Origin of the sequence: Geomonas azotofigens, assembly GCF_018919395.1 — a bacterium.
GTDB lineage: Bacteria > Desulfobacterota > Desulfuromonadia > Geobacterales > Geobacteraceae > Geomonas > Geomonas azotofigens.
Genome location: NZ_JAHLME010000003.1, coordinates 36,226 through 55,993, shown reverse-complemented (window position 1 = coordinate 55,993; position 19,768 = coordinate 36,226). Strand labels below are relative to the sequence as shown.

The window sequence follows — 19,768 nt, the reverse complement described above, 5'->3', positions numbered from 1 at the left end:
AGAGGGTGCCCGAAGGGGGGGTGAGGGCTCTGCGCGAGGTCAATCCCCTCACCCTAGCCCTCTCCGGAGGGAGAGGGGATGTGGACGCTTCAAGCCGGAAGATCATGCTCGATCAGAAACAAGAGAAGGGGGACCTTGCGGTCCCCCTTCTCGTTGCTAGCTGTCCGGACGGTGTTAGTTGTAGGCGGTCTCCGAGTGCTGGGTCTGGTCGAGGCCCATGATCTCGTCTTCCTTGTCGACACGCAGGCCGATGGTCTTGTGCAGCACGAAGGCGATCACCAGGGTCACCACCACCGCGTAGGCGCCTGCCGCGCCGACCGCGATCAGCTGGGTGACGAACTGCTTCATGTTGCCGGAGGTGAGGCCGGTGGCGCCGACGGTGGCGAACACGCCGGTCAGGATGGCGCCGGTGGTGCCGCCCACGCCATGCACGCCGAAGGCATCCAGGGAGTCGTCGTACTTGAACTTCGCCTTCACCAGCACACCGCCGTAGCAGACCAGGCCGCCGGCGACGCCCATGAGCAGGGCGGCACCCGGCTGCACGAAGCCGGCAGCGGGGGTGATCACGACCAGGCCGGCCACGACGCCGGAGCCGAAGCCCAGAGCGGAAGGCTTGCCGGCATGGATCCATTCGGCGATCATCCAGGTGAGTCCGGCCGCGGCCGGTGCGATGGTGGTGGTCATGAAGGCGAGGCCGGCCAGGCCGCCCGCCGCGTCGGAGCAGCCGGCGCCCACGATGGCGGAACCGGCGTTGAAGCCGAACCAGCCGAACCAGAGTATGCCGACGCCGATCAGGGTCAGCGGCAGGCTGTGCGGAGCCATGCGCTCGGTCGGGAAGCCGTGACGCTTGCCGAGGAAGAAGAGCACCACCAGGGACGAGATACCGGAGGAGAGGTGAACGACAGTGCCGCCCGCGAAGTCAAGCGCGCCCAGCTTGAAGAGCCAGCCGTCGGACATCCAGACCCAATGAGCCAGCGGATCGTAGACGAGGGTGGTCCAGAGCAGCACGAAGAGGCAGTAGGCGGAGAACTTGACCCTCTCGGCCAGGGCGCCGGAGATGAGCGCCACGGTGATGATGGCGAACATGGCCTGGTACATCGCGAAGACGTACTCGGGGATGGCGCCCGGCTCGGTCGGGACGTTCTGGAACAGCGCGTAGATCGCGTTGCCATCCTTAAAGGTGATCAGCCCGTTCAGAAGGGCCTTGCTGAAGTCGCCCACGAGGCCGTGCCCCAGGTCGGGACCGAAGGCCAGCGAGTAGCCGATGATGGCCCACTGCACGCCGACGATGCCCATGGCCACCAGGGAATGCATCATGGTGGACAGGACGTTCTTCTGGCGGACCATGCCGCCGTAGAACAGGGCGAGGCCCGGGGTCATGAAGAGGACCATCGCGGCGGAGACCAGCATCCAGGCGGTGTCGCCGGTGTTGAGGACCGGGGCGACGTTCTTGGCGGCCGGCGCGGCGGCCGGAGCGGCGGCGGGGGCAGCGGCGGCCGGAGCAGGCGCCGCGGCGGGGGCAGCGGCGGCGGGGGCGGCGGTTGCAGTCGCGGCAGCCGGAGCGGCGGCGGAATCGGCCGCTTTCTCCTCGGCTATGGCGAGGACCGGCACCAGCATCAGGCTGGCCAGGAGGGCCAGCTTCCCAAGTTTCATGGTGAGGCAGCTGGAAGCGGGCTTAGCTGCATCCTTTACCTTTTTGATGTCACGCATCATAACACTCTCCATTGATCGTATTTATGGGTTTGGATTGAAAGAACCGAAAGTCCTAGATCGCCTCGTCGCCCTTCTCGCCGGTCCTGATGCGGACTGCCTCCTCCAGCGAGAGGATGAAGATCTTGCCGTCACCGATCCTGCCGGTCTTGGCGGTATCCTCGATGGTGGCCACGGCCTTTGCCGCCAGTTCGTCGGCCACGACGATTTCCAATTTCACCTTGGGTATGAAGTCCACGACGTACTCGGCGCCGCGGTACAGTTCGGTGTGTCCCTTCTGGCGCCCGTACCCCTTCACCTCGCTCACGGTGATCCCCTCGATCCCGATCTCGTTGAGGGCGTCCTTCACCTCATCCAGTTTGAACGGCTTGATGATTGCTTCGATCAGCTTCATCGCTTGCCTCCTTGTTAGTTAATGGCGGTGGATTTGTCGTTTGCACGCTGCGTGCATCACAGGTCTTGCAGAACATTCAGCAGGCCGTCTCCGGCTTGCGGACATAGCATCCATCGGTTCCAGGTTTTACCCTCTTTTCAGGCCCCTGAAGGCTTCGATGCCCTTGCCTTTTGTTCAACGTCGAATAAACAGCTCTTTCCAGCCTTGAAAACAGTCCCCCTTTCCCAATAATGATGCCCTCCACCACGACCTGCACCATTGCCTAAACGGGCGGGAAAGCCTTCTGCGGCACACCTTCGTGCCGTGTGACCATGGTTTAGCACAGGCTGTGCCAGCGCGCGTTATTTTCGGTAACACCCCGGAATGACGTCGCAATTACTTACGGCAGTGTAAACGCGGGATCGATCCGGTCACTTATTGCGGCAGGGATGATGTTTTTTTAGGCAGGGGGGCGACGGGGGGCAGCGGCGGCGCGGCGGCGGGATCGCAGGATGACGGAAGGAACAGGCGGGGGAACTCCTCGGGGGGGATCGGCCTGCTGAAGAGGTACCCCTGGTACATGTCGCAGCGGTTCCTGGTGAGAAATTCGAGCTGCGCCTGGGTCTCGACCCCTTCCGCGATCACCTGGAGTTTGAGGGTGTGCGCCATCTCTATGGTGGCCAGGGTTATGGCGGCGTCATCGGGATCATGGGTGATGTCGTTGATGAAGGTCCGGTCGATCTTCAGCACGTCGAGCGGGAACCTTTTCAAATAGGAAAGCGATGAGAAACCAGTGCCGAAATCGTCGATGGCGAGGCGCACCCCCATCCCCTTCAGGGCCTCCAGGGTCTTCACGGTCCGCTCGGTGTGCGCCATGAGCACCCCCTCGGTGAGTTCCAGCTCCAGCAGGCCGGGGTCGAGGCCGCTTCGCTCCAGGACGGCCGTGACCGTGTCCAAAAGCTCGTTCTTCAGAAACTGCTGCCCCGAGATGTTGACCGCGATGGTCACCGGCGGCAGCCCCTGGTCGATCCAGAGCTTGTGCTGGCGGCACGCCTCCCTCATCACCCACTGGTCGATCTGGATCACCAGGCCGATCTCCTCGGCCAGCGGCAGGAAGCGGCCCGGTTCGACCACGCCGAGTTCCTTGCTGTGCCAGCGCACCAGTGCCTCGATCCCCACCACCTCTCCGGTCCGGCAGCTCACCTGGGGCTGGTAGTAGACCTCGAATTCCTCCTCCTTGAGCGCCTTGTGCAACTGGCTCTCCAGGATGATCCGCTCCAAGGCCTTGGCGTTCATCGATTCGTCGTAGATCTGGTAGCCGTTGCGCCCCTGCTCCTTGGCCTGGTACATGGCGCCGTCAGCGTTGCGGATCAGGTCGCTGGCCGTGGTGGCGTCGAAGGGGTAGAGGCTGATACCGATGCTGGTGGAGACGAACACCTCCTGCCCCTCCAGCGAGTACGGGATCGACACCGCGTCCAGGATGCGCCGGGCCACCTTGGCGACGTCCTGGAAGTGCTCGATGTCGGAAAGCATGATGGTGAACTCGTCCCCGCCAAGGCGCGACACCAGCGACGGCGGGCAGTCGTCCTCGGCGCGCGCCAGGCAGTCGCTTCGGCGCACGCAGCGCAGCAGGCGGTCCGCCACGTCCTGCAGCAACCGGTCCCCCACCCCGTGCCCCAGGGTATCGTTCACCAGCTTGAAGCGGTCCAGGTCGAGGAACAGCACGGCCAGCATCCGGTCGTTTCTGTTGGCGAACACCAGCGCCTGCTCCAGCTGCTGCTGGAAGAAGCGGCGGTTGGGGAGCCCGGTCAAGGCGTCGTAGTAGGCCAGGAGGCGGATCTGCTCCTCGGCCCGCTTCCGTTCGGTGATGTCCTGGATGGTGCCGGTCAGGCAGACGGCCTCCCCCTCCTCGTCCAGGACGGTCACCAGCTCAGCGTGCAGGGTCCGCTCACCTCCGTCCAGCAGGATGCGGTAGTCGAAACTGAGCGGGGCGCGCTTGGCGATGGCGTCGTCGATGGAGCCCTGCACGAAGGCGCGGTCCTGGTGGTGCACCGGGTCGAGGATGGGGTTGCCGTCGCGGTGGGTGGGATCGATGCAGCAGATGCTGTAGACCTCCTCCGAGCAGCGGATCTCGCCGGTGGTGAGGTCCCATTCCCAGCTTCCGATGTGGGCGAGGCTCTGGGCGTGGGCCAGGCCGGCGCGGCTCTCCCGGAGTTGCTCCAGGGCGCTGCTGGCCCGCAGCATGTAGCTCACCCGGTAGCCCAGGATGTGCCAGTTGATCGGCTTGGTGATGAAGTCGGTGGCGCCGACCTCGTAGGCGCAGTCGATGGACTCCAGGTCGTCCAGGCCGGTCATCATCAGTACCGGGGTGTCGCGCCCCCCCTCGGTGCGCCGGATGGAACTGCAGACGGAGAACCCGTCCACCCCCGGCAGCATCACGTCCAGGAGCACCAGGTCCGGGGCGTGGGCCACGAATTCCTCCAGCGCCTGTTCGCCGGTCTCGGCGTCGCGCACCACGAACCCGGAGTTCTCCAGGGTCTCCCGGGCCAGCAGACGCACGGCCTGGTCGTCGTCCACCACCATGACCAGCGGGGTGGCGCGCTTGGTCTTCCTGGTCAACATAGCGGTCCTCCCCGCAACGCGTCGCGCACCAGCCGGTACTCCTCCTCGACCTGATGCAGCAGCGGCAGCGCACCTTGCGTGGAGCCGGCGCGCCCCAGGCTCTCCAGCTCCATGCAGACCCCGGCCAGGCGCAGGGCGCCCAGGTTGGCGCTGCTGGACTTGAAGCTGTGCGCGGCCGCCTTGAGCTTCTCGGCATCACCGCCCGACTCGGCCTCGCGCATGGTCTGCAAAAGCGCCGGTGTGCTGGCCAGGTACAGGTCCACCACCTTGCGCAGGATCTCGACACCCCGGTTGCCGGGGAGGGTGCGGATCATCTCCAGGGCCCCGCTCATCTTGTCGTGGGAGATCACCTCGAGAGACGCGGGTGCGCTCCCCTCCTCCACCATGCCAGGGGTCGCCACCCTGCCGTTCAACTGCCGGTCCATCGCCTTGGCGATCTGGTCGCAGGTGAAGGGCTTGGAGAGGTAGTCGTCCGCCCCCGCCTCCAGGCAGGCCACCCGGTCCCCCGGCATGGCGTACGCGGTGAGCGCGATGATCGGGACGCGGCCGCCGCTATCCTGCTCCCAGGCCCTGATCCGCCGGGTCGCCTCCAGGCCGTCGAGGACCGGCATCTGGCAGTCCATGAAGACCACGTCGTAGCGGTTGCGTCGCACCTCGCTCACCGCGGCGGCGCCGTCCTCCACCACCTTGACCCGGCACCCCAGGCTCTCCAGCATCCCCTTCCCCACCTCCTGGTTCACCACGTTGTCCTCCACGAGGAGCACCTGGCGCGGCCCCGGCGGAGGCGGAGCCCCGCAACACCCCACGGCCAGCCGTTCCTCGTCGTCCATCCCGAGCGCCGCCACCAGGGCGCGGTAGAGACCCTCCTGCCGCAGCTGCCGTCTGGGGAACGAGGTCGCCTCCAGCTCGGCCAGGCGCGGGTCCGCGGCCTGTTCGTCCCGCTCCGTGAGCAGCATGATCCGGATCGAGCGCCCGGCCGGCACGGTGCGGATGGTGGCCGCGAGCTCGATTCCGTCGGTGCCGGCCAGCCGGTAATCCAGAACGGCCAGGTCGAAGGGGGCGGTCACGATGCGGCAAAAAGCGTCCGGCGCATCGCCCGCGCATTCGAGGTCCACCCCCCACGAGAGGAGCTGCTCCATGGCCCCTTCCCGGGTCTGCTCGTCGTCGGTCGCCAGCAGCACCCGCTTGTCGCGCAAGGCGACGCAGCAGCGCTCCGGGCGCGGGGCCTCCTCGTGAGGCTGCAGCCTGACGGTGAAGCTGAAGCGGGAGCCGCGTCCCGGCTCGCTCTCGAGTTCCAGTGCCCCCCCCATCAGTTCGGTCAGCTGCCGGGCGATGGCCAACCCCAGCCCGGTGCCGCCGTACTTGCGGGTCATCGATTCGTCCCCCTGGGTGAACTGGTTGAAGATGCGGCGCTGTGCCTCGGGGGCGATGCCGATACCGGTGTCCTCGACGCTGAAGCGGACCAGGGCGGGAGCCTCGGCAAGCGCGAGCCGGAGGCGCACCGACCCCTTCAGGGTGAATTTCACCGCGTTGCCCAGGAGGTTCACCACGACCTGGCGCAGCCTTCCCGGGTCCCCCTGGAACATGCGCGGCAGCCCCGGCTCCAGTTCCACGGTGAGCTCAAGCCCCTTCCTGGCCGCGTCCTCGGCGCAGATGGCGACAGCGTCGGCGGCCAACTGGTGCATGTCGAACGGGATCTGTTCCAGCTCCATGCGCCCCGCCTCGATCTTGGAGAAATCGAGGATGTTGTTGATGATCGAGAGAAGCGCCTCGCCGGAGCGCCGCACCGTGTCCACGTAGCGCGTCTGCTCCTTGGTCAGGTCGGTCCCCAGCAGGAGCTCGGTCATGCCGAGCACGCCGTACATCGGAGTCCTGATCTCGTGACTCATCTGGGCCAGGAAATCGGACTTGGCGCGGTTGGCGGCTTGTGCGCTCTGCATGGCCTCCCGCACGCTCTCAAGGCTCCCCTCGAGCTGGCGGTTCACCTCCGACAGCTCCACGGTCCGCTCCGCCACTTCCAGCTCGAGCTCCTCCGAATGTAGCGCGAGGCGCTCGTCACGGACCGATATCTCGGCCAGCATGTTGTTAAAGCAGGCGAACAGCACCGCCAGTTCGTCCTCGCCGGCGCGCTCCACCCTGACCCGGTAATCCTGGCTCGTCGAGACGATCTCCATCTTCCGGCTCAGGTCCCGGATTGGCTCAGAGATGGTCCCGTCGATGCGCTTTGCGAGAAGCGCGGCGAGCCCGACTACCCCGAGCAGCGCCAGGGTGAGTTGGAACGAGGCGAACAGCAGCAGTCGGGGTTCTCCGGCAAGGGGGGGGAAGGCGAGGGAGTGATAGCAGACGAAACTGAGGGTGAGACAAAGAAGCAGCAGCGTGTTGCAGCCGAGGAGCAGCGTGATCAGTCTGGACTTGAGGGAGCCTTTTCCCGGCCACGAAAACTGCACGGCACCTCCTTTGTCGCGTTCCGGAGGGGGAATTGACCGGCCGGCGCCCCAGTGGGGGCGCGGCCTCGTGATGCCCGGAAGACAAACGTTAGAACTTTACAATATAAGGTCCGGATTTCAAGACAGGCGGGGAGCCGCGGCGAGGGAGATGAAGTTGGCGAGAATGGCGTGGGAGGCGGCGTTGAACGCGGCCTCGGCGGCTATGAAGCCGGAGAGGTAGTCGGCGCGGGGCGAGAACAGGCCGTCCCAGGCGTCGACGATGGCGCGGCCCACCTCGGGGTGGAACTGGACGCCGTAGACGCAGCCGGGGAGCCGGAAGGCCTGGAACGGGCAGGCGTCGGAACTGGCGAGGAGTGTGCCCCCGGGGGGGACGGTGAAGCTGTCGTTGTGGAGCTGGAAAGTCACGAAGTGGGTGGCGATGCCGGCAAAGAGCGGGTCGGCGCTCCCCTCGCCGTTCAACTCCACGCCGCAGATCCCCATTTCACGGTGCGGCGAAGGGGAGCTCACCACACCGCCGGCGGCGTGGGAGAGGAGCTGTCCCCCGAGGCAGATGCCCAAGAGGGGGGTCCCCGCCGTGAGGGCCGCGCGGATGAAGTCGACGACCAGCGCGATGTGCGGGTGCTCGGCCGTGTCGTGCACCCCCATCTCGCCGCCAAGCACGACGATGCCGGTACAGGTGGCCGGGTCGGGAAAGGTCTCCGCGGCGTAGGCGGCCAGGCACCGGTAGGGATGCCCGGAGTCATCCAGCAGACGCAGCAGCCCGCCCGCCGGGCAGAGCGGGTCATTTTGCACGATCAGGAACATCCTGCCGCCTCCTTGTATATTGTCAGTGCTGTCCGCACGTTCTCCCCTTATTTCTTCACCGCGATCCGTCCCCCGTCTCCGAACAGCAGCGGCGACTCCGGGAAGTCCTCGGCCGAGAGCCTGCGCATCAGGCGCAGGGCGCGGTGCTTGGGGTCGGGCTGCGGACCGGTGTAGCGGAACTGGCGAAAGGAATCGACGCTCCCGCCGAGGAACGAGCCGTCCGCCGCCAATTCCACCTTGAGCAGCGGCGCGTAGCCGCTCTCGCCGGCCACGCTCACCCCGCCGTAGGTGGCGAAGTTCCCGAGGCTGTAGGCGATCAGGCGGCCGCGGTACAGCTCCAGGGCGCGCGGCACGTGCGGCCCGTGGGCGAGCACCAGGTCGGCGCCGCGCTCGATGGCATCATGGGCGAAGCGGACCAGGTCGCCGCGCGGCTCGTCCAGGAAGCGCTCCTCGCCCGGCGCCACGTGCAGCGCCCCCCTCCCCTCCGCGCCGGCGTGGATGGAAAGGATCACCACGTCGTAGTCGGCGGCGGCACGGGCGATCTCCTGCAGGGCCTGTGCCGGAAAGACGATGGAGCGCGGCGGCGGGCCGAAGGAGAGGGCGATCACGGCGACGCGGACGCCGTGCAGGTCGAAGCGGGCGATCTCCCCCTTCTTGCTGGAGAACTGCAGCCCCGCCTCGGCGAGCGCCTGCCTGGTGGATTCCAGCCCCGGCCGGCCGAAGTCGAGGGCGTGGTTGTTGGCCAGGGTGAGTACGGAGAAGCCGGCTTCCTTCAGGTTCTTGGCGTAGGAGGGGGGGGTGCGGAACAGGTAGCGGCGCCCGGCAAGGGGCTGCTTGGTGGGCGTTTCCTCGCTGCACAGCGGCCCCTCCAGGTTGCCCAGGGCGAGGTCGGCGCGGCGCAGGTAGGGAGCGACGGCGGCGAAGAGGTCCCGGCCGCCGCGGGGGGGAAGCTTTGCGCTGGGGAAGTCGCTCCCCATCATGATGTCGCCCACCGCGGCCACGGTAACTGTCGGCGCGCCGTAGGCGTTAAACGGCAGCAGGAGTAAAAAAAAGAGGACGACGCCCCGGAAGGGGCAAAGGCTTGCGCTGATATGGGTGAAATGGGACAGGGCGAAGTTCCTTTCTTGCCTAAGAAGCATGCAGCGCGGCCCTGTTTTTAAACATGCGCCGCCTTGGGATTCTTATAATCAGGTCCCCTCTCCCCTGGCGAGGAAGTCGCCCCCTGTGTCCCCGCCCCCGGAGGGGGAGGGACAGGGAGGGGGATGGGGGTTGCCATCTGCACCGCGTATGGCAGCTCCCCCGATGCCCTATTACGCGTTCTTTCTCAAAAGCCCCTCGGCGAGCACCTCGACCACGTCCTTGACCCGGACCTGGCCGGCGCCCTTGTCCTTGAGTCCATCCTCCATCATGGTCATGCAGTAGGGGCAGGCGACGCAGATGGTATCCGGCTTCTGGGCCAGGAGCTCGTCCACGCGGGCGTGGTTCACCCTTTCGCCGGTGAACTCCTCCATCCACATGCGCCCGCCGCCGGCGCCGCAGCAGAAAGAGTTCCTGCCGGTGCGCTCGGCCTCGACGGCAGCGGAACCGGTGGCCGACTGGACCAGGGTGCGCGGAGCGTCGAAGATGTCGTTGTGGCGCCCGAGGTAGCAGGGGTCGTGGTAGGCGATGCGCCCGAAGCTGCCGTCCTTCTTGTCGAGCTTGATGCGCCCGCTCCGGATCAGTTCCGCGATCAGTTCGCTCTGGTGCACCACCTCGAGCTCGAGCCCGTACTGGCGGTAGTCGTTCTTCAGGGTCGTGAGGCAGTGCGGGCAGAGGGTGATCACCTTGGTGACGCCGCGCTCGCGGAAGAGTTCCACGTTCTCCAGGGCCATCTTCTCGAACAGGTACTCGTTGCCGAGCCTTCTCAGCGAATCGCCGCAGCACTTCTCGTCCTTGCCCAGGATGCCCCAGGAGACGCCGGCGGCGTTCAAGACGGTGGCGAGCGCGACGGTGACCTGCTTGGCTCGGGAGTCGAACGATCCGGCGCACCCGACGTAGAGGAGGTATTCGGTCTCGCCGGCCACGAACGGCTTCACCGGGAGGGTGGAGACCCACTTGGCGCGCTCGCCCGGGGCGATGCCCCAGGGGTTGGAGCGCTGCTCCATGTTCTCGAACAGGTTCAAGAGTTCCTCGGGGAAGCGCGACTCGGTCTCCACCAGGTGGCGCCGCATCTTGACGATCTTGGGCATCTGCTCGATCAGCACCGGGCAGGCCTCCATACAGGCGCCGCAGGTGGTGCAGGACCAGATGGCCTCCTCGGTGTTGGTCCCCTCACCCTCGGCGCCGATCAGCGGCAGGGTGCCGCTTCTCCCCTCCCGGAGCGCATGGCTGTTCTCCAGGAGGTTGGTCTTGATGGCGTGCACGATCTGGCGCGGGTTCAAGGGCTTGCCGGTGTTGGTGGCCGGGCAGGCGGCCTGGCAGCGGCCGCATTCGGTGCAGGTGAAGGAGTCGAACAGGTCCTTCCAGGTGAACCGCTCCACCGTCCCCACCCCGTAGACCGCACCCTTTTCGAACTTCTCGCGCGGCTGGGTCGCGGGCCAGGTGAGCGCGCCGAAGTAGCAGTTGGGGATCGCGGTCAGGATGTGCATGTGCTTTGAGTGCGGCAAAAAGCAGATGAAGGCGAAGAGCACGAGGGCGTGCAGCCACCACGAGACGACATACACCGTGGAGATCATAGACGGGTGCGCCGCGAGCCCGGCGCCGACCAGGCTCGAGATCGGCATGGCCGCCGGGTCGTTCTCCGTGCCGAGGGCGACCAGGGAGCCGTGCAGGCCGAAGTACGCGAGCATCAGGAGCGCGATGAAGGAGAGGATCAGGAACGCTTCCGGGCTTCTCCCCTTGACGTAGAGGCTGTCCAGGTGAGGTGGCCTCACCACCAGCCGGCGGACGAAGGAGAGGGCGATGGCGACCAGGGTCAACAGGGACACCACGTCGAAGGCGATCAGGAGCACCCGGTGCACCCCATCCGGCAGGAGGGCGAGGCTCACCGACGGGAAGACCCCGTTCACCAGGAACTCGCCGTTGGCGAGCGCGAGGATCATGAAGGACCAGAAGATCACGAAGTGGTTCAGGCCGAAGGGCTTTTTCAGCACGCGCAACTGGGCGAAGGCGTACAGGAACATCTCCGCGAGACGGCGTCCCGGCTGGTCCAGCCTCTGTTCCGGCTGGCCGTAGAGGACCAGCGAGAAACGGCGATACACGCTCCAGCAGAAGAAGAGGAGCGAGGCGACCAGGAGCGTCGTGAAGATAGCGGTTTGCGGCATCATAGGGGTACCTCGTTATGGAGTGCGGCGCTGCCGCGCAACTGGATCTTGGTTGATCACGCCTTGGAGCGGGCGGCCTTGAGCGCCCTGAGCTTGTTGGTCAGCGCCGGGATGATCCTGAACAGGTCGCCGACGATACCGTAGCTCGCCACCTCGAAGATGGGGGCCTCCGGATCGCGGTTGATGGCGATCACCACGTCGGAGTCCTGCATGCCGACCAGGTGCTGGATGGCGCCGGAGATGCCGCAGGCGATGTAGACCTTCGGGCGCACCGTCTTGCCGGTCTGCCCAACCTGGCGGTCGGGGGGCATCCAGCCGGCGTCGACCGCGCTCCTCGAGGCGCCCACCACCCCGCCCAGGACCTCGGCCAGCTCCTCGAGCATGGCGAAGTTCTCCTTGGCCATCATGCCGCGCCCCCCCGAGACGATGAACTCGGCCCCGGCGATGTCAACCTTGGAGCCGCCGCCGTCCATGAGGATGTCGAGCACCTTGACGAGGATCTGCTCCTCGGCCACCGGCACCGGCTCGCGGACGATCTCCCCCCTGGCCTGCGGGTCGAACTCCGGCATGGGCATCACGTGCGGGCGCACCGTGGACATCTGGGGACGGAACTTGTCGCAGACGATGGTGGCCATGATGTTGCCGCCAAAGGCCGGGCGGGTCTGCATCAGGTTCCCCTTGTCGTCGATGGAGAGGCCGGTGCAGTCGGCGGTGAGACCGGTGGCCATCACGGTGGCGACCACGCCGGCGAGATCGCGCCCGAGACCGGTGGCGCCCATAAGGATCACCTCCGGCTTGTACTTCTCGACCAGGGCGCACAGGCTCTTTTGGTAGGCCTCGGTGCGGTAGTGGCGCAGTACCGGCGCGTCCATGAGATAGACCTTCTCGGCGCCGTAGCCAAAGGCCTGGGCGCAGAGCTTCTCCACCCCCTCCCCCATAACCACGGCGCACAGCGGGCACTTCCGCGCCTGCGCCAGCTCCTTCCCTTTTCCCAAAAGTTCCCAGGAGACCTTGGCGGCCTCCCCCTCGGTCTGCTCGACGAAGACCCATACCCCGGAATAGGCGGCGAGCTTCTTCTTGAGCGCGGCCTCCTCGGCGTCCTCCTCGGTGGGCTCGCCGCCGGAGATTGCCGCGAGTTCCTGCAGGATACGCAGCTCTTCAGGGGTGAAGGCCATCTCCAGCGCCTGAACCGGGCAGACCTTGACGCACTTGACGCAGCCGATGCAACGGGAAGCGTCGATAATCGGCTCGCCCGCGTCGTTCATCTGGATCGCGTCTACCGGGCAGGCGCTCTGGCAGCGAGCCCCGCAGGCGATGCACTTGTTCTCCAGCAGCCTTGCCTTGCCGCGCGGTTTCTTGGGTGGTTTCACAGCATCGGTCATTGCTTTTCCCTTGGTAGTTTATTTAGAGAGCCAGAAGGTCCTTCTCCAGCATCTTGTCGATGAGCAACTGCGCCGCCCCTTCCGGGTCGTGCACCCCGTCCCCCAGCATCTCCCCCTTGGCCCGCTCGGGCGAGAAGATGCGGCTCACCCACGTGGGGGAGCCCTTGAGGCCGATGCTGTTCACGTCGAGCTGCAGCACCTTGTTGTCCCAGACCTCGACCTGAGCGTCGGCGGAGTCAAGGCGCATGGCGACGGTCGGGTAGCGCGGCCGGTTCAGCTCGCGCACCACGGTCAAAAGCACCGGCAGCGGCGCCTCCACGTGTTCGTGGCGCCCCTCGAGCTTCCGGCTCACCCGGATCTTCTTGCCGGAGATGTCGAGATCGTCGACCCTGTCCACCAGGGTGAGCTGGGAAAAATTGAGCCGGGTGGCGATGCCGGGGCCGACCTGGGCGGTGTCTCCGTCGATGGTCTGCTTGCCGCAGATCACCACCCCCACCTCCTCTTCCTGGGCGAGCTTCTCGATGGCCGCGGCCAGCACCTTGCTCGTGGCCAGCGTGTCGGCGCCGCCGAAGGTCCGGTCGGAGAGGAGCACGGCGCGGTCCACCCCCTGGGCGAGCGCCTTTCGCAAGGTCGCCTCCGCGTTGGGAGGGCCCATGGAGATGGCGGCCACGCGGCAGCCGAAACGGTCCTTGAAGCGGAGCGCCTGCTCCACGGCGTGGGTATCGTAGGGGTTGACGATGAAGGGGACACCCTCGCGGATCAGGGTGTTGGTGACGGGATCGATCTGTACCTGCGTTGTGTCGGGGACCTGCTTAACACATACCACTACGAGCATGGCGACCTCGGATAGTTTGATGCCTTCAAGTTACAAGGAGATTTGAGAAAAAAAGTTGACCTAGGTCAAGGAGCGGATGTTTACGGTAGGGTCCAGGGGGGGTAGCAGCGGCGCGGTGCCGGGACGCCCCCCAAACCCCTTGCTTTTTACGGGATGATCTTCTACCATCACGCGGAGCGCAAGGGGCGGAAACCGTCGCCCCCCCGACATCACTAAACACCCGGAACGGCGGGTGGAGATACATGTCCAACAGATATATCGAAAAAAACTTCCTCTACCTGCTGGCGCTGTCACTACTTGTTCACGTAGCGATATATCTTGTTATCATGATAATTCCGCCGGAACAACCCAAAACGCCACCGGAACCGACCATGGTCGATCTCACCGACCTGCCGGACCTGCCGCCCCAGCCCCAGTCCAAGGAGATGCCTGAACCGAAACCAGAGCTCAAGCGGTACTCCGAAAAATCCCAGCGTGTTGCCAAGGAGACGGCGCCCAAGGGGCGGGACGAGGTGGACCGGATGCTGCCGAAAACGAAGCCGCTGCCGCAGGTGAGCCGCCCGGCACCGACGCCGAGGCAACCGGAACTGCCCCAGACGGCGCAGCCGACCCAGGAACCGGCGCTCCCCGGCCAGGGAATCTTCAAACCCAAGACCGCCCAGCTTCCCGACCGCTCCAAGCTCTTTCCCAGTGCGACCCGCATGGCGCGCCTGGAGGAGAGCTACCGGGAGAAGTACCGCAGCGAGGTCGAGGAGGGGGATACCCGCTTCCTCAACACCGACGACATCCTCTTTGGCTCGTTTTTACGCCGCCTCGAGACCGCCATCTACGGCGTGTGGCACTACCCGCAGGCGGCCCTTCTGCGCGGCATCGAGGGGACGACGCCGGTGCGCATCACCTTCAACCGCAAGGGCGACATCGTCCGCGTCGACATGCTGGAAAGCTCGGGGAGCAAGATCCTCGACGACGAGGTGCTGCGCACCCTGAACGCCCTGGGGCCGATCGGCTCCTTCCCCAAGGGGTACACCGGCGAAACCTTCAAGCTGATCGCCTTCTTCCACTACGGCAGCGGCAGCGGCAGGCTGCACTAACAGCCCAGGCGCTGCCTCAAAAACACCTCGAAATCCCCGTTGAACTCGTCGCGCTTGAGCGCCATGTCCACCGTCGCCTTCAAAAAGCCGAGCTTGTCGCCGCAGTCGTGGCGAATACCGTCGAAACGGCAGCCGTAGATCGGTTCCTTGCGTGACAGCGTCTTGATGGCGTCCGTCAGCTGGATCTCCCCCCCCTTGCCCGGCTCCTGGTTCTCCAGGATCGGGAAGATCCCCGGGGTGAGGATGTAGCGCCCGATGATGGCCAGGTCCGAGGGGGCCTCAGCGACCGGCGGCTTCTCCACCAGGTCCAGCACCTCGAAGGCGCGCTTGGCGAGGTGGTTCGCCTTGACGCAGCCGTACGAGGAGATGGCCTCCATGGGGACCTGCTCCAGGGCGAGCACCGGCGAGCGGTAGGTTTCGTAGGTCTCAAGGAGCTGACTGAGACACGGTTGCTGGGCGTCGATGATGTCGTCGCCCAAGAGCACCGCGAATGGCTCGTCCCCCACGAAGTCCTTGGCGCAGAGGATGGCATGTCCCAGGCCCAGCGCCTCCTTCTGCCTCACGAAGAAGATGTTGGCCATCTCCGCGATCTGGCGCACCTGCTGCAGCTCGTGGTCCTTCCCCTTCTCGTAAAGCAGCGACTCCAGTTCGAAGGAAATGTCGAAATGGTCCTCGATCGCCCTCTTGCCGCGGCCGGTGACGAAGAGGATCTGTTCGATCCCGGAGGCTACCGCCTCCTCCACCACGTACTGCACCAGCGGCTTATCGATGAGCGGCAGCATCTCCTTGGGTGTCGATTTGGTAGCCGGCAGGAACCTGGTCCCCAAGCCCGCGACCGGAAAGACCGCCTTCTTAACGCGCATAGCGATACTCCTTGCTCACATAGAAGAAATAGTTGCAGCGGACCTGCACCCGCTATGTATCCCGCAACGCCGCTCCCCTTCCCCTTCGGAAAGGATGTGCCCGGCACGGGACCGTTCATCCTGTAGGGGCGAATAATCATTCGCCCGCCTTTGCTCCCCCTCCCCTTGCGGCAGATTGTGCCGAAACGGTCCGAGGTGCCACGAAGCGCCGCACCTGCCCCAGCGTCCCCCCCTTTGCGAAGGGGGGACAGAGGGGGGATTTGCTTTTAAGCCTTTTAAGCGCCTACATCCCTCTCTTGGCCGACTCCAGCGTGTTCTGCAGCAGCATGGTGATGGTCATCGGCCCCACGCCCCCCGGCACCGGGGTGATGGCCGAGGCGCGCTCGCTGGCGGCCGCGTACTCCACGTCGCCAACCAGCTTCTTCTCGCCCACGCGGTTCACACCGACGTCGATGACCACCGCCCCCTCCTTGATCCAGGCCCCCTTGATCATCTCGGGAACGCCCACCGCCGCGATCACCACGTCGGCCTGGGCCACCTTGCCGGCGAGATCGCGGGTCTTTGAGTGGCACAGGGTCACCGTGGCATTTTGCTGCAGGCACATGAAGGCGACCGGCTTGCCCACGATGTTGGAGCGCCCCACCACGACCACTTCCTTGCCGGAGAGCTCGACCCCCGCCTCCTTGAGCATCACCATCACGCCGTAGGGGGTGCAGGGCTGGAAGAGCGGCTTGCCGATGACCAGGCGTCCCACGTTGTAGGGATGGAAACCGTCGGCATCCTTGTCCGGCGAGATCGCCTCGAGGACGCGCTCGGTGTTGATCTGCTTGGGCAGCGGCAGCTGCACCAGGATACCGTGGATCTTGGGGTCCGCGTTCAGCTTCTCGATCAGGGCCAGCAACTCGTCCTCGGTCGTCTCGACCGGGAGCTTGTACTCGTCGGAGAAGATCCCCACATCAGCGCATGCCTTCTCCTTCATGGAGACGTAAACCTTGCTGGCCGGGTCCTCCCCCACCAGCACCACGGCCAGACCGGGGACGATCCCCTTCTCCTTGAGTCGAGCCGCCTCCGCGCTGATCTCTGCGCGGATCTTCGCCGCGATGGCCTTCCCGTCGATGATTTTCGCCATTAACGTGTACCCCTCTTTTCACTGGAATATGCAGGCGCGGTGCGGGCGCGCGGGCCCCACCGGCGTCAGGTTTTAAGCTGTCGATAATAAGTAAAGAGGAGGTTTTTGTAAAGGACTTTGCCCCGCCAACGGGACAAAAAAAGCCCCCCGCGAACGGGGGGCTGGTTGGTTTTCTGATCAGGAGGCCGAGGGGCAGCCGGCGCAGCTTCCGCCGGAGGGGCAGGCGGGAGCGGCCTTGGAGCTGCCGTAACCGTCGCCGTACCACCCTCCCCCTTTCAGCGAAAAGCCGGACTGGGAGATCAGCTTCTCGACCGGCCCGCCGCAGGCGGGGCACTCGGAAGCGGGCGCGTCGGAGAACTTCTGGCGCAACTCAAAGGTATTATTGCAGCTTTTGCACTGATACTCGTAAAGTGGCATTTTTTAACTACCTCCTAATAAACTGTGACACCGGCCATAAGACGGCTAAGGGCAGGATTAATATAAGGACCCGCCCCCGTCTTTGTCAAGGGGCAACCTGGAGACTCTGGGAAATGGCGAAGAGCAGGCGCGAGCGGTAGATGATACCGACCACCTTCTTGCCGTCCACCACCGGCACCCTCTGGAAGCGGTGGGTGAGAAAGAGTCGCGCCACGTCGCTGACGCTGGCGTCCTGGGTTACCGAGATGGGCTGGTGTTCCATGATGGCGGAGATGGGAAGATCCTTGATGCGGTCGCACAGGGAGCCGAAGAAGGCGGGATCGGATTTTCCTTCAGGAGCGCCGTCCATGATGGACGTGATGATGCTAAGAGGCGTCAGGATCCCCGCCAGCCCCCCCCGTTCGTTGACCACGATCAGGCCCGGCGCCGCGTTCAGGAAACTCTCGTCGCCGAAATTGCTCTTCATGATCCGGACCGCCTCTGCCACCGTGGTCTTGGTGGTGATGGACGGCACGTCCGTTACCATAATGTCTTTCGCCTTCATGGATGCTCCTTGTCTATTTTGAATAGCGGGTCGAGTTCATCCTGCTCCACCCCCTCCACCCTCACTACCTTGTGCCGGGATTTGGCCCCGGACTTGATGCTCACCTTGGATTTCGCGATCCCCAGGCTCTTGGCGATCAGTTCGACGCACTGCTTGTTGGCCGCGTCGTCCACCGGCGGCGACGTGAGCCGGACCCTGAGCTCCCCCTCCTTGGGGCCGCAGATCTCACTGCGCGAGGCGCGCGGTTGCACGTGCACCGTGAAGAGAAGCCCCTCCGCCGTCCGGGTGACCCTCACCGTCTCTTGGCTCATTATTTATCCAGGGCGAGCAGCTTGTAGTAGGTATCCAGGAGGTTCTTGAAGCCGCTCTCGAACTGGAGCTTGTCCCTTTTCAGCTCCTGGATCTGGTTGTTGAGTTGCACCAGCTTGTTCTCGGCGTCGGCGACGATGCGCTCCCCCTTCAACTCAGCCTCCGAGATCATGAGGTGCGCCTCCTTCTGGGCGTTGGCCTTCATCTCCTCGGTGATGCGCTGGGCCGCCAGCATGGTCTCGCGCAACTGCGCCTCGCGGGCCTCCATCTCGGCCATCTGGGTGGCGTTGCGGTTCAGGCGCTCCTTCAGGTCGTTGTTCTCCCTGATCAGCTCCTCCATCTCGCCCGCCACCTGTTGCAGGAAGCCGTCCACGTCCTCGGGGTCGAGACCGCCGAGCATCTTCCCCTTGAACTGCTGCTGCTGGATATCCATCGGCGTGATTTTCACAGGGTTCCCCCTCCTTTGAGCTGGGTACTCAAGATCATCAGGTAGGTGTAGGCGGTGTCGAAGACGATGATCTGCACCAGGTAGATGAGGGCGAACAGGACCAGTGGCGAGAGGTCGAGCATACCGGTGTCCGGCATGTAGCGGCGGATGCGCCGCAGGGCCGGCTCCGTCACGCGGTAGATGAAGTTGACGATGGGGTTGTAAGGGTCGGCGTTGATCCAGGAGATGATGACGCTGGCGAGCAGTATGTACTTGTAGACGGTTAAAAGACCACTGGCCAACTCGACGATCTTCGCAAGGGCCAAGAGGATGTTGGCAAGCAGGATCATTTTTCCCCCTCAGAGATTGGGTGGTTAAGCATGCCATGCTATACAGAAATCACGATGGTTTGTCAAGGGCGAGCGGGGTGGATAGAGAGTGGTAACTATTTGCAATAACGAAGACAATTCAGACTGAGCAACAAATTAAAGAGAGATTGAGCGGGTCGCTCCAATGAAGCTGGAAGATTACATTCGATTTTACATATTGACTAAAAGTTGGAGATGCTTTAAACAAGGTGCGACAGAAACGAATGGAAGCACCACCGTCGCTGGTGGGCGGCCCGGTCTTCAAAACCGGTGTGGGGGGTGAGAAACTTCCCAGGTGGGTTCGATTCCCATGTGCTTCCGCCATAATTAATAATAATTATAGCTAGATAGATGTGAAAACCTGGCAACTTTCACCAAAATTTTCACCATCGAGAAGAGAGAGGGCAAACAGTCCTCTCTTTTTTTGTGTTACGAAGTCTTCACCGAGATATTCCAGGATGGACATCACATCGTCTTCGAGCCCTTCCACATACTCTGCGCACGTCACATAAATCATTTTTTTTGCTGTTATGCCCCATAAGCCTGACCAGTCGGTTGGGGTCCATACGAGAGATGAAGGAACTCGGGACGCGTCTAATGGGATCGCTGATAAAGCACAGCAACGGAATGACGACGGTAGTAGTGGCTCACGCGCCTGAAGCCTTGCGACTCAACCAGTTGATCTAGTTCCTGGTGCGAGTATGTCTTGATGCAGTTCGGGCACCTCGTGCCGTGAGCGCAGCCGCTGCTGCACTGCGGCGCGGTAGCCCGGCACCTCACCTCCACCAGGAGGTAACCTTCCGGGCGCAGGTTGAGGACGATGTTCTTGAGATACCGGCTCTTCTCCGTGCCATCCGGGATGATATTCAACACGTAGCTGGAAAGCACGAGATCCACATCTAGCCTGCCATCTGTCAACTCATCCACATTGAGAACACCGGCCAACTTCTTGGCGCTCACCATCTTCATGATCCGCGCCACTTGCACCGGCAGGTCCGCGGCGTAGACCCTGAAACCCGCCTCGGCCATGAAGGCCGAATTGCGCAGGGTGCCTGCACCGTAATCGAGGACCGAGCGCACCTCTTTCTTCCTAAAAAACTCCAAGTACTTGCTGACACTGATTGCTGCTGTCGCCATATATGCTC

18 protein-coding genes and 1 tRNA gene are annotated in these 19,768 nt (G+C 64.3%); 2 read left to right on the top strand and 17 right to left on the bottom strand.

Annotation, left to right across the window (positions count from 1 at the left end):
• Positions 1-174: 174 nt before the first annotated feature.
• From KOL99_RS10090 to KOL99_RS10050, 9 genes are all read right to left on the bottom strand, one after another.
• Entirely contained in the window at positions 175-1,713 is a 1,539-nt protein-coding gene (locus KOL99_RS10090; RefSeq protein ID WP_328760097.1) for an ammonium transporter, read from the bottom strand.
• A gap of 52 nt (positions 1,714-1,765) precedes the next feature.
• Entirely contained in the window at positions 1,766-2,104 is a 339-nt protein-coding gene (locus tag KOL99_RS10085; RefSeq protein ID WP_216510355.1) for a P-II family nitrogen regulator, read from the bottom strand.
• Between the two features lie 414 nt (positions 2,105-2,518).
• Positions 2,519-4,705: a putative bifunctional diguanylate cyclase/phosphodiesterase gene (locus KOL99_RS10080; protein ID WP_236026038.1), complete on the bottom strand. Its 2,187-nt coding sequence runs from the start codon at positions 4,703-4,705 to the stop codon at positions 2,519-2,521.
• Positions 4,699-7,152 carry a response regulator gene (locus KOL99_RS10075; protein WP_216510354.1) on the bottom strand — a complete coding sequence of 818 codons (2,454 nt, stop codon included), beginning with the start codon at positions 7,150-7,152 and terminating at the stop codon, positions 4,699-4,701. Before KOL99_RS10075 ends, KOL99_RS10080 begins: the two co-directional genes overlap by 7 nt.
• A gap of 117 nt (positions 7,153-7,269) precedes the next feature.
• Positions 7,270-7,956 carry a type 1 glutamine amidotransferase gene (locus KOL99_RS10070; protein ID WP_216510353.1) on the bottom strand — a complete coding sequence of 229 codons (687 nt, stop codon included), beginning with the start codon at positions 7,954-7,956 and terminating at the stop codon, positions 7,270-7,272.
• Positions 7,957-8,003: 47 nt separating this feature from the next.
• A complete protein-coding gene (locus tag KOL99_RS10065) occupies positions 8,004-9,095 on the bottom strand; it encodes a CapA family protein (RefSeq protein WP_216510352.1) in 1,092 nt (363 codons plus the stop codon).
• 171 nt (positions 9,096-9,266) lie between these two features.
• Positions 9,267-11,261 (bottom strand): (Fe-S)-binding protein, encoded by a 1,995-nt coding sequence (locus KOL99_RS10060; RefSeq protein WP_216510351.1) that lies wholly within the window; start codon positions 11,259-11,261, stop codon positions 9,267-9,269.
• Between the two features lie 53 nt (positions 11,262-11,314).
• On the bottom strand, positions 11,315-12,640 hold the full coding sequence (locus KOL99_RS10055) for an electron transfer flavoprotein subunit alpha (RefSeq protein WP_216510350.1): 1,326 nt from the start codon (positions 12,638-12,640) through the stop codon (positions 11,315-11,317).
• 22 nt (positions 12,641-12,662) lie between these two features.
• Complete coding sequence (locus KOL99_RS10050) at positions 12,663-13,475, bottom strand: electron transfer flavoprotein subunit beta/FixA family protein (RefSeq protein ID WP_216510349.1); 813 nt, start codon at positions 13,473-13,475, stop codon at positions 12,663-12,665.
• A gap of 242 nt (positions 13,476-13,717) precedes the next feature.
• Between KOL99_RS10050 and KOL99_RS10045 the strand changes: the two genes are divergently transcribed.
• Positions 13,718-14,566 (top strand): energy transducer TonB, encoded by an 849-nt coding sequence (locus tag KOL99_RS10045; RefSeq protein ID WP_216510348.1) that lies wholly within the window; start codon positions 13,718-13,720, stop codon positions 14,564-14,566.
• On the opposite strand, the gene galU is transcribed toward KOL99_RS10045, so the two are convergent.
• The 7 genes from galU to KOL99_RS10010 all read right to left on the bottom strand — a co-directional run bounded on the left by galU (position 14,563) and on the right by KOL99_RS10010 (position 18,605).
• Positions 14,563-15,429 (bottom strand): UTP--glucose-1-phosphate uridylyltransferase GalU, encoded by an 867-nt coding sequence (gene galU / locus KOL99_RS10040; RefSeq protein WP_216510347.1) that lies wholly within the window; start codon positions 15,427-15,429, stop codon positions 14,563-14,565. The genes KOL99_RS10045 and galU overlap by 4 nt on opposite strands.
• A 283-nt stretch (positions 15,430-15,712) precedes the next feature.
• Positions 15,713-16,558 carry a bifunctional methylenetetrahydrofolate dehydrogenase/methenyltetrahydrofolate cyclohydrolase FolD gene (gene folD / locus KOL99_RS10035; protein WP_216510346.1) on the bottom strand — a complete coding sequence of 282 codons (846 nt, stop codon included), beginning with the start codon at positions 16,556-16,558 and terminating at the stop codon, positions 15,713-15,715.
• A 177-nt stretch (positions 16,559-16,735) separates the two neighbouring features.
• The gene (locus tag KOL99_RS10030) at positions 16,736-16,975 is read right to left on the bottom strand and encodes an FmdB family zinc ribbon protein (protein ID WP_216510345.1); all 240 of its coding nucleotides are present in this window, start codon (positions 16,973-16,975) and stop codon (positions 16,736-16,738) included.
• 85 nt (positions 16,976-17,060) lie between these two features.
• Complete coding sequence (locus tag KOL99_RS10025) at positions 17,061-17,519, bottom strand: CBS domain-containing protein (protein WP_216510344.1); 459 nt, start codon at positions 17,517-17,519, stop codon at positions 17,061-17,063.
• A complete protein-coding gene (locus tag KOL99_RS10020) occupies positions 17,516-17,830 on the bottom strand; it encodes a DUF167 domain-containing protein (RefSeq protein ID WP_216510343.1) in 315 nt (104 codons plus the stop codon). Before KOL99_RS10020 ends, KOL99_RS10025 begins: the two co-directional genes overlap by 4 nt.
• The gene (locus KOL99_RS10015; RefSeq protein WP_216510342.1) at positions 17,830-18,276 is read right to left on the bottom strand and encodes a DivIVA domain-containing protein; all 447 of its coding nucleotides are present in this window, start codon (positions 18,274-18,276) and stop codon (positions 17,830-17,832) included. Before KOL99_RS10015 ends, KOL99_RS10020 begins: the two co-directional genes overlap by 1 nt.
• Positions 18,273-18,605 carry a YggT family protein gene (locus KOL99_RS10010; protein WP_216510341.1) on the bottom strand — a complete coding sequence of 111 codons (333 nt, stop codon included), beginning with the start codon at positions 18,603-18,605 and terminating at the stop codon, positions 18,273-18,275. Before KOL99_RS10010 ends, KOL99_RS10015 begins: the two co-directional genes overlap by 4 nt.
• Before the next feature lie 244 nt (positions 18,606-18,849).
• Here KOL99_RS10010 and KOL99_RS10005 point away from each other — a divergent pair.
• A tRNA-Sec gene (locus tag KOL99_RS10005) sits at positions 18,850-18,947 on the top strand.
• A gap of 270 nt (positions 18,948-19,217) precedes the next feature.
• Here the strand turns inward: KOL99_RS10005 and KOL99_RS10000 are convergent.
• A complete protein-coding gene (locus KOL99_RS10000; RefSeq protein ID WP_216510340.1) occupies positions 19,218-19,760 on the bottom strand; it encodes a class I SAM-dependent methyltransferase in 543 nt (180 codons plus the stop codon).
• Between the last annotated feature and the right edge of the window lie 8 nt (positions 19,761-19,768).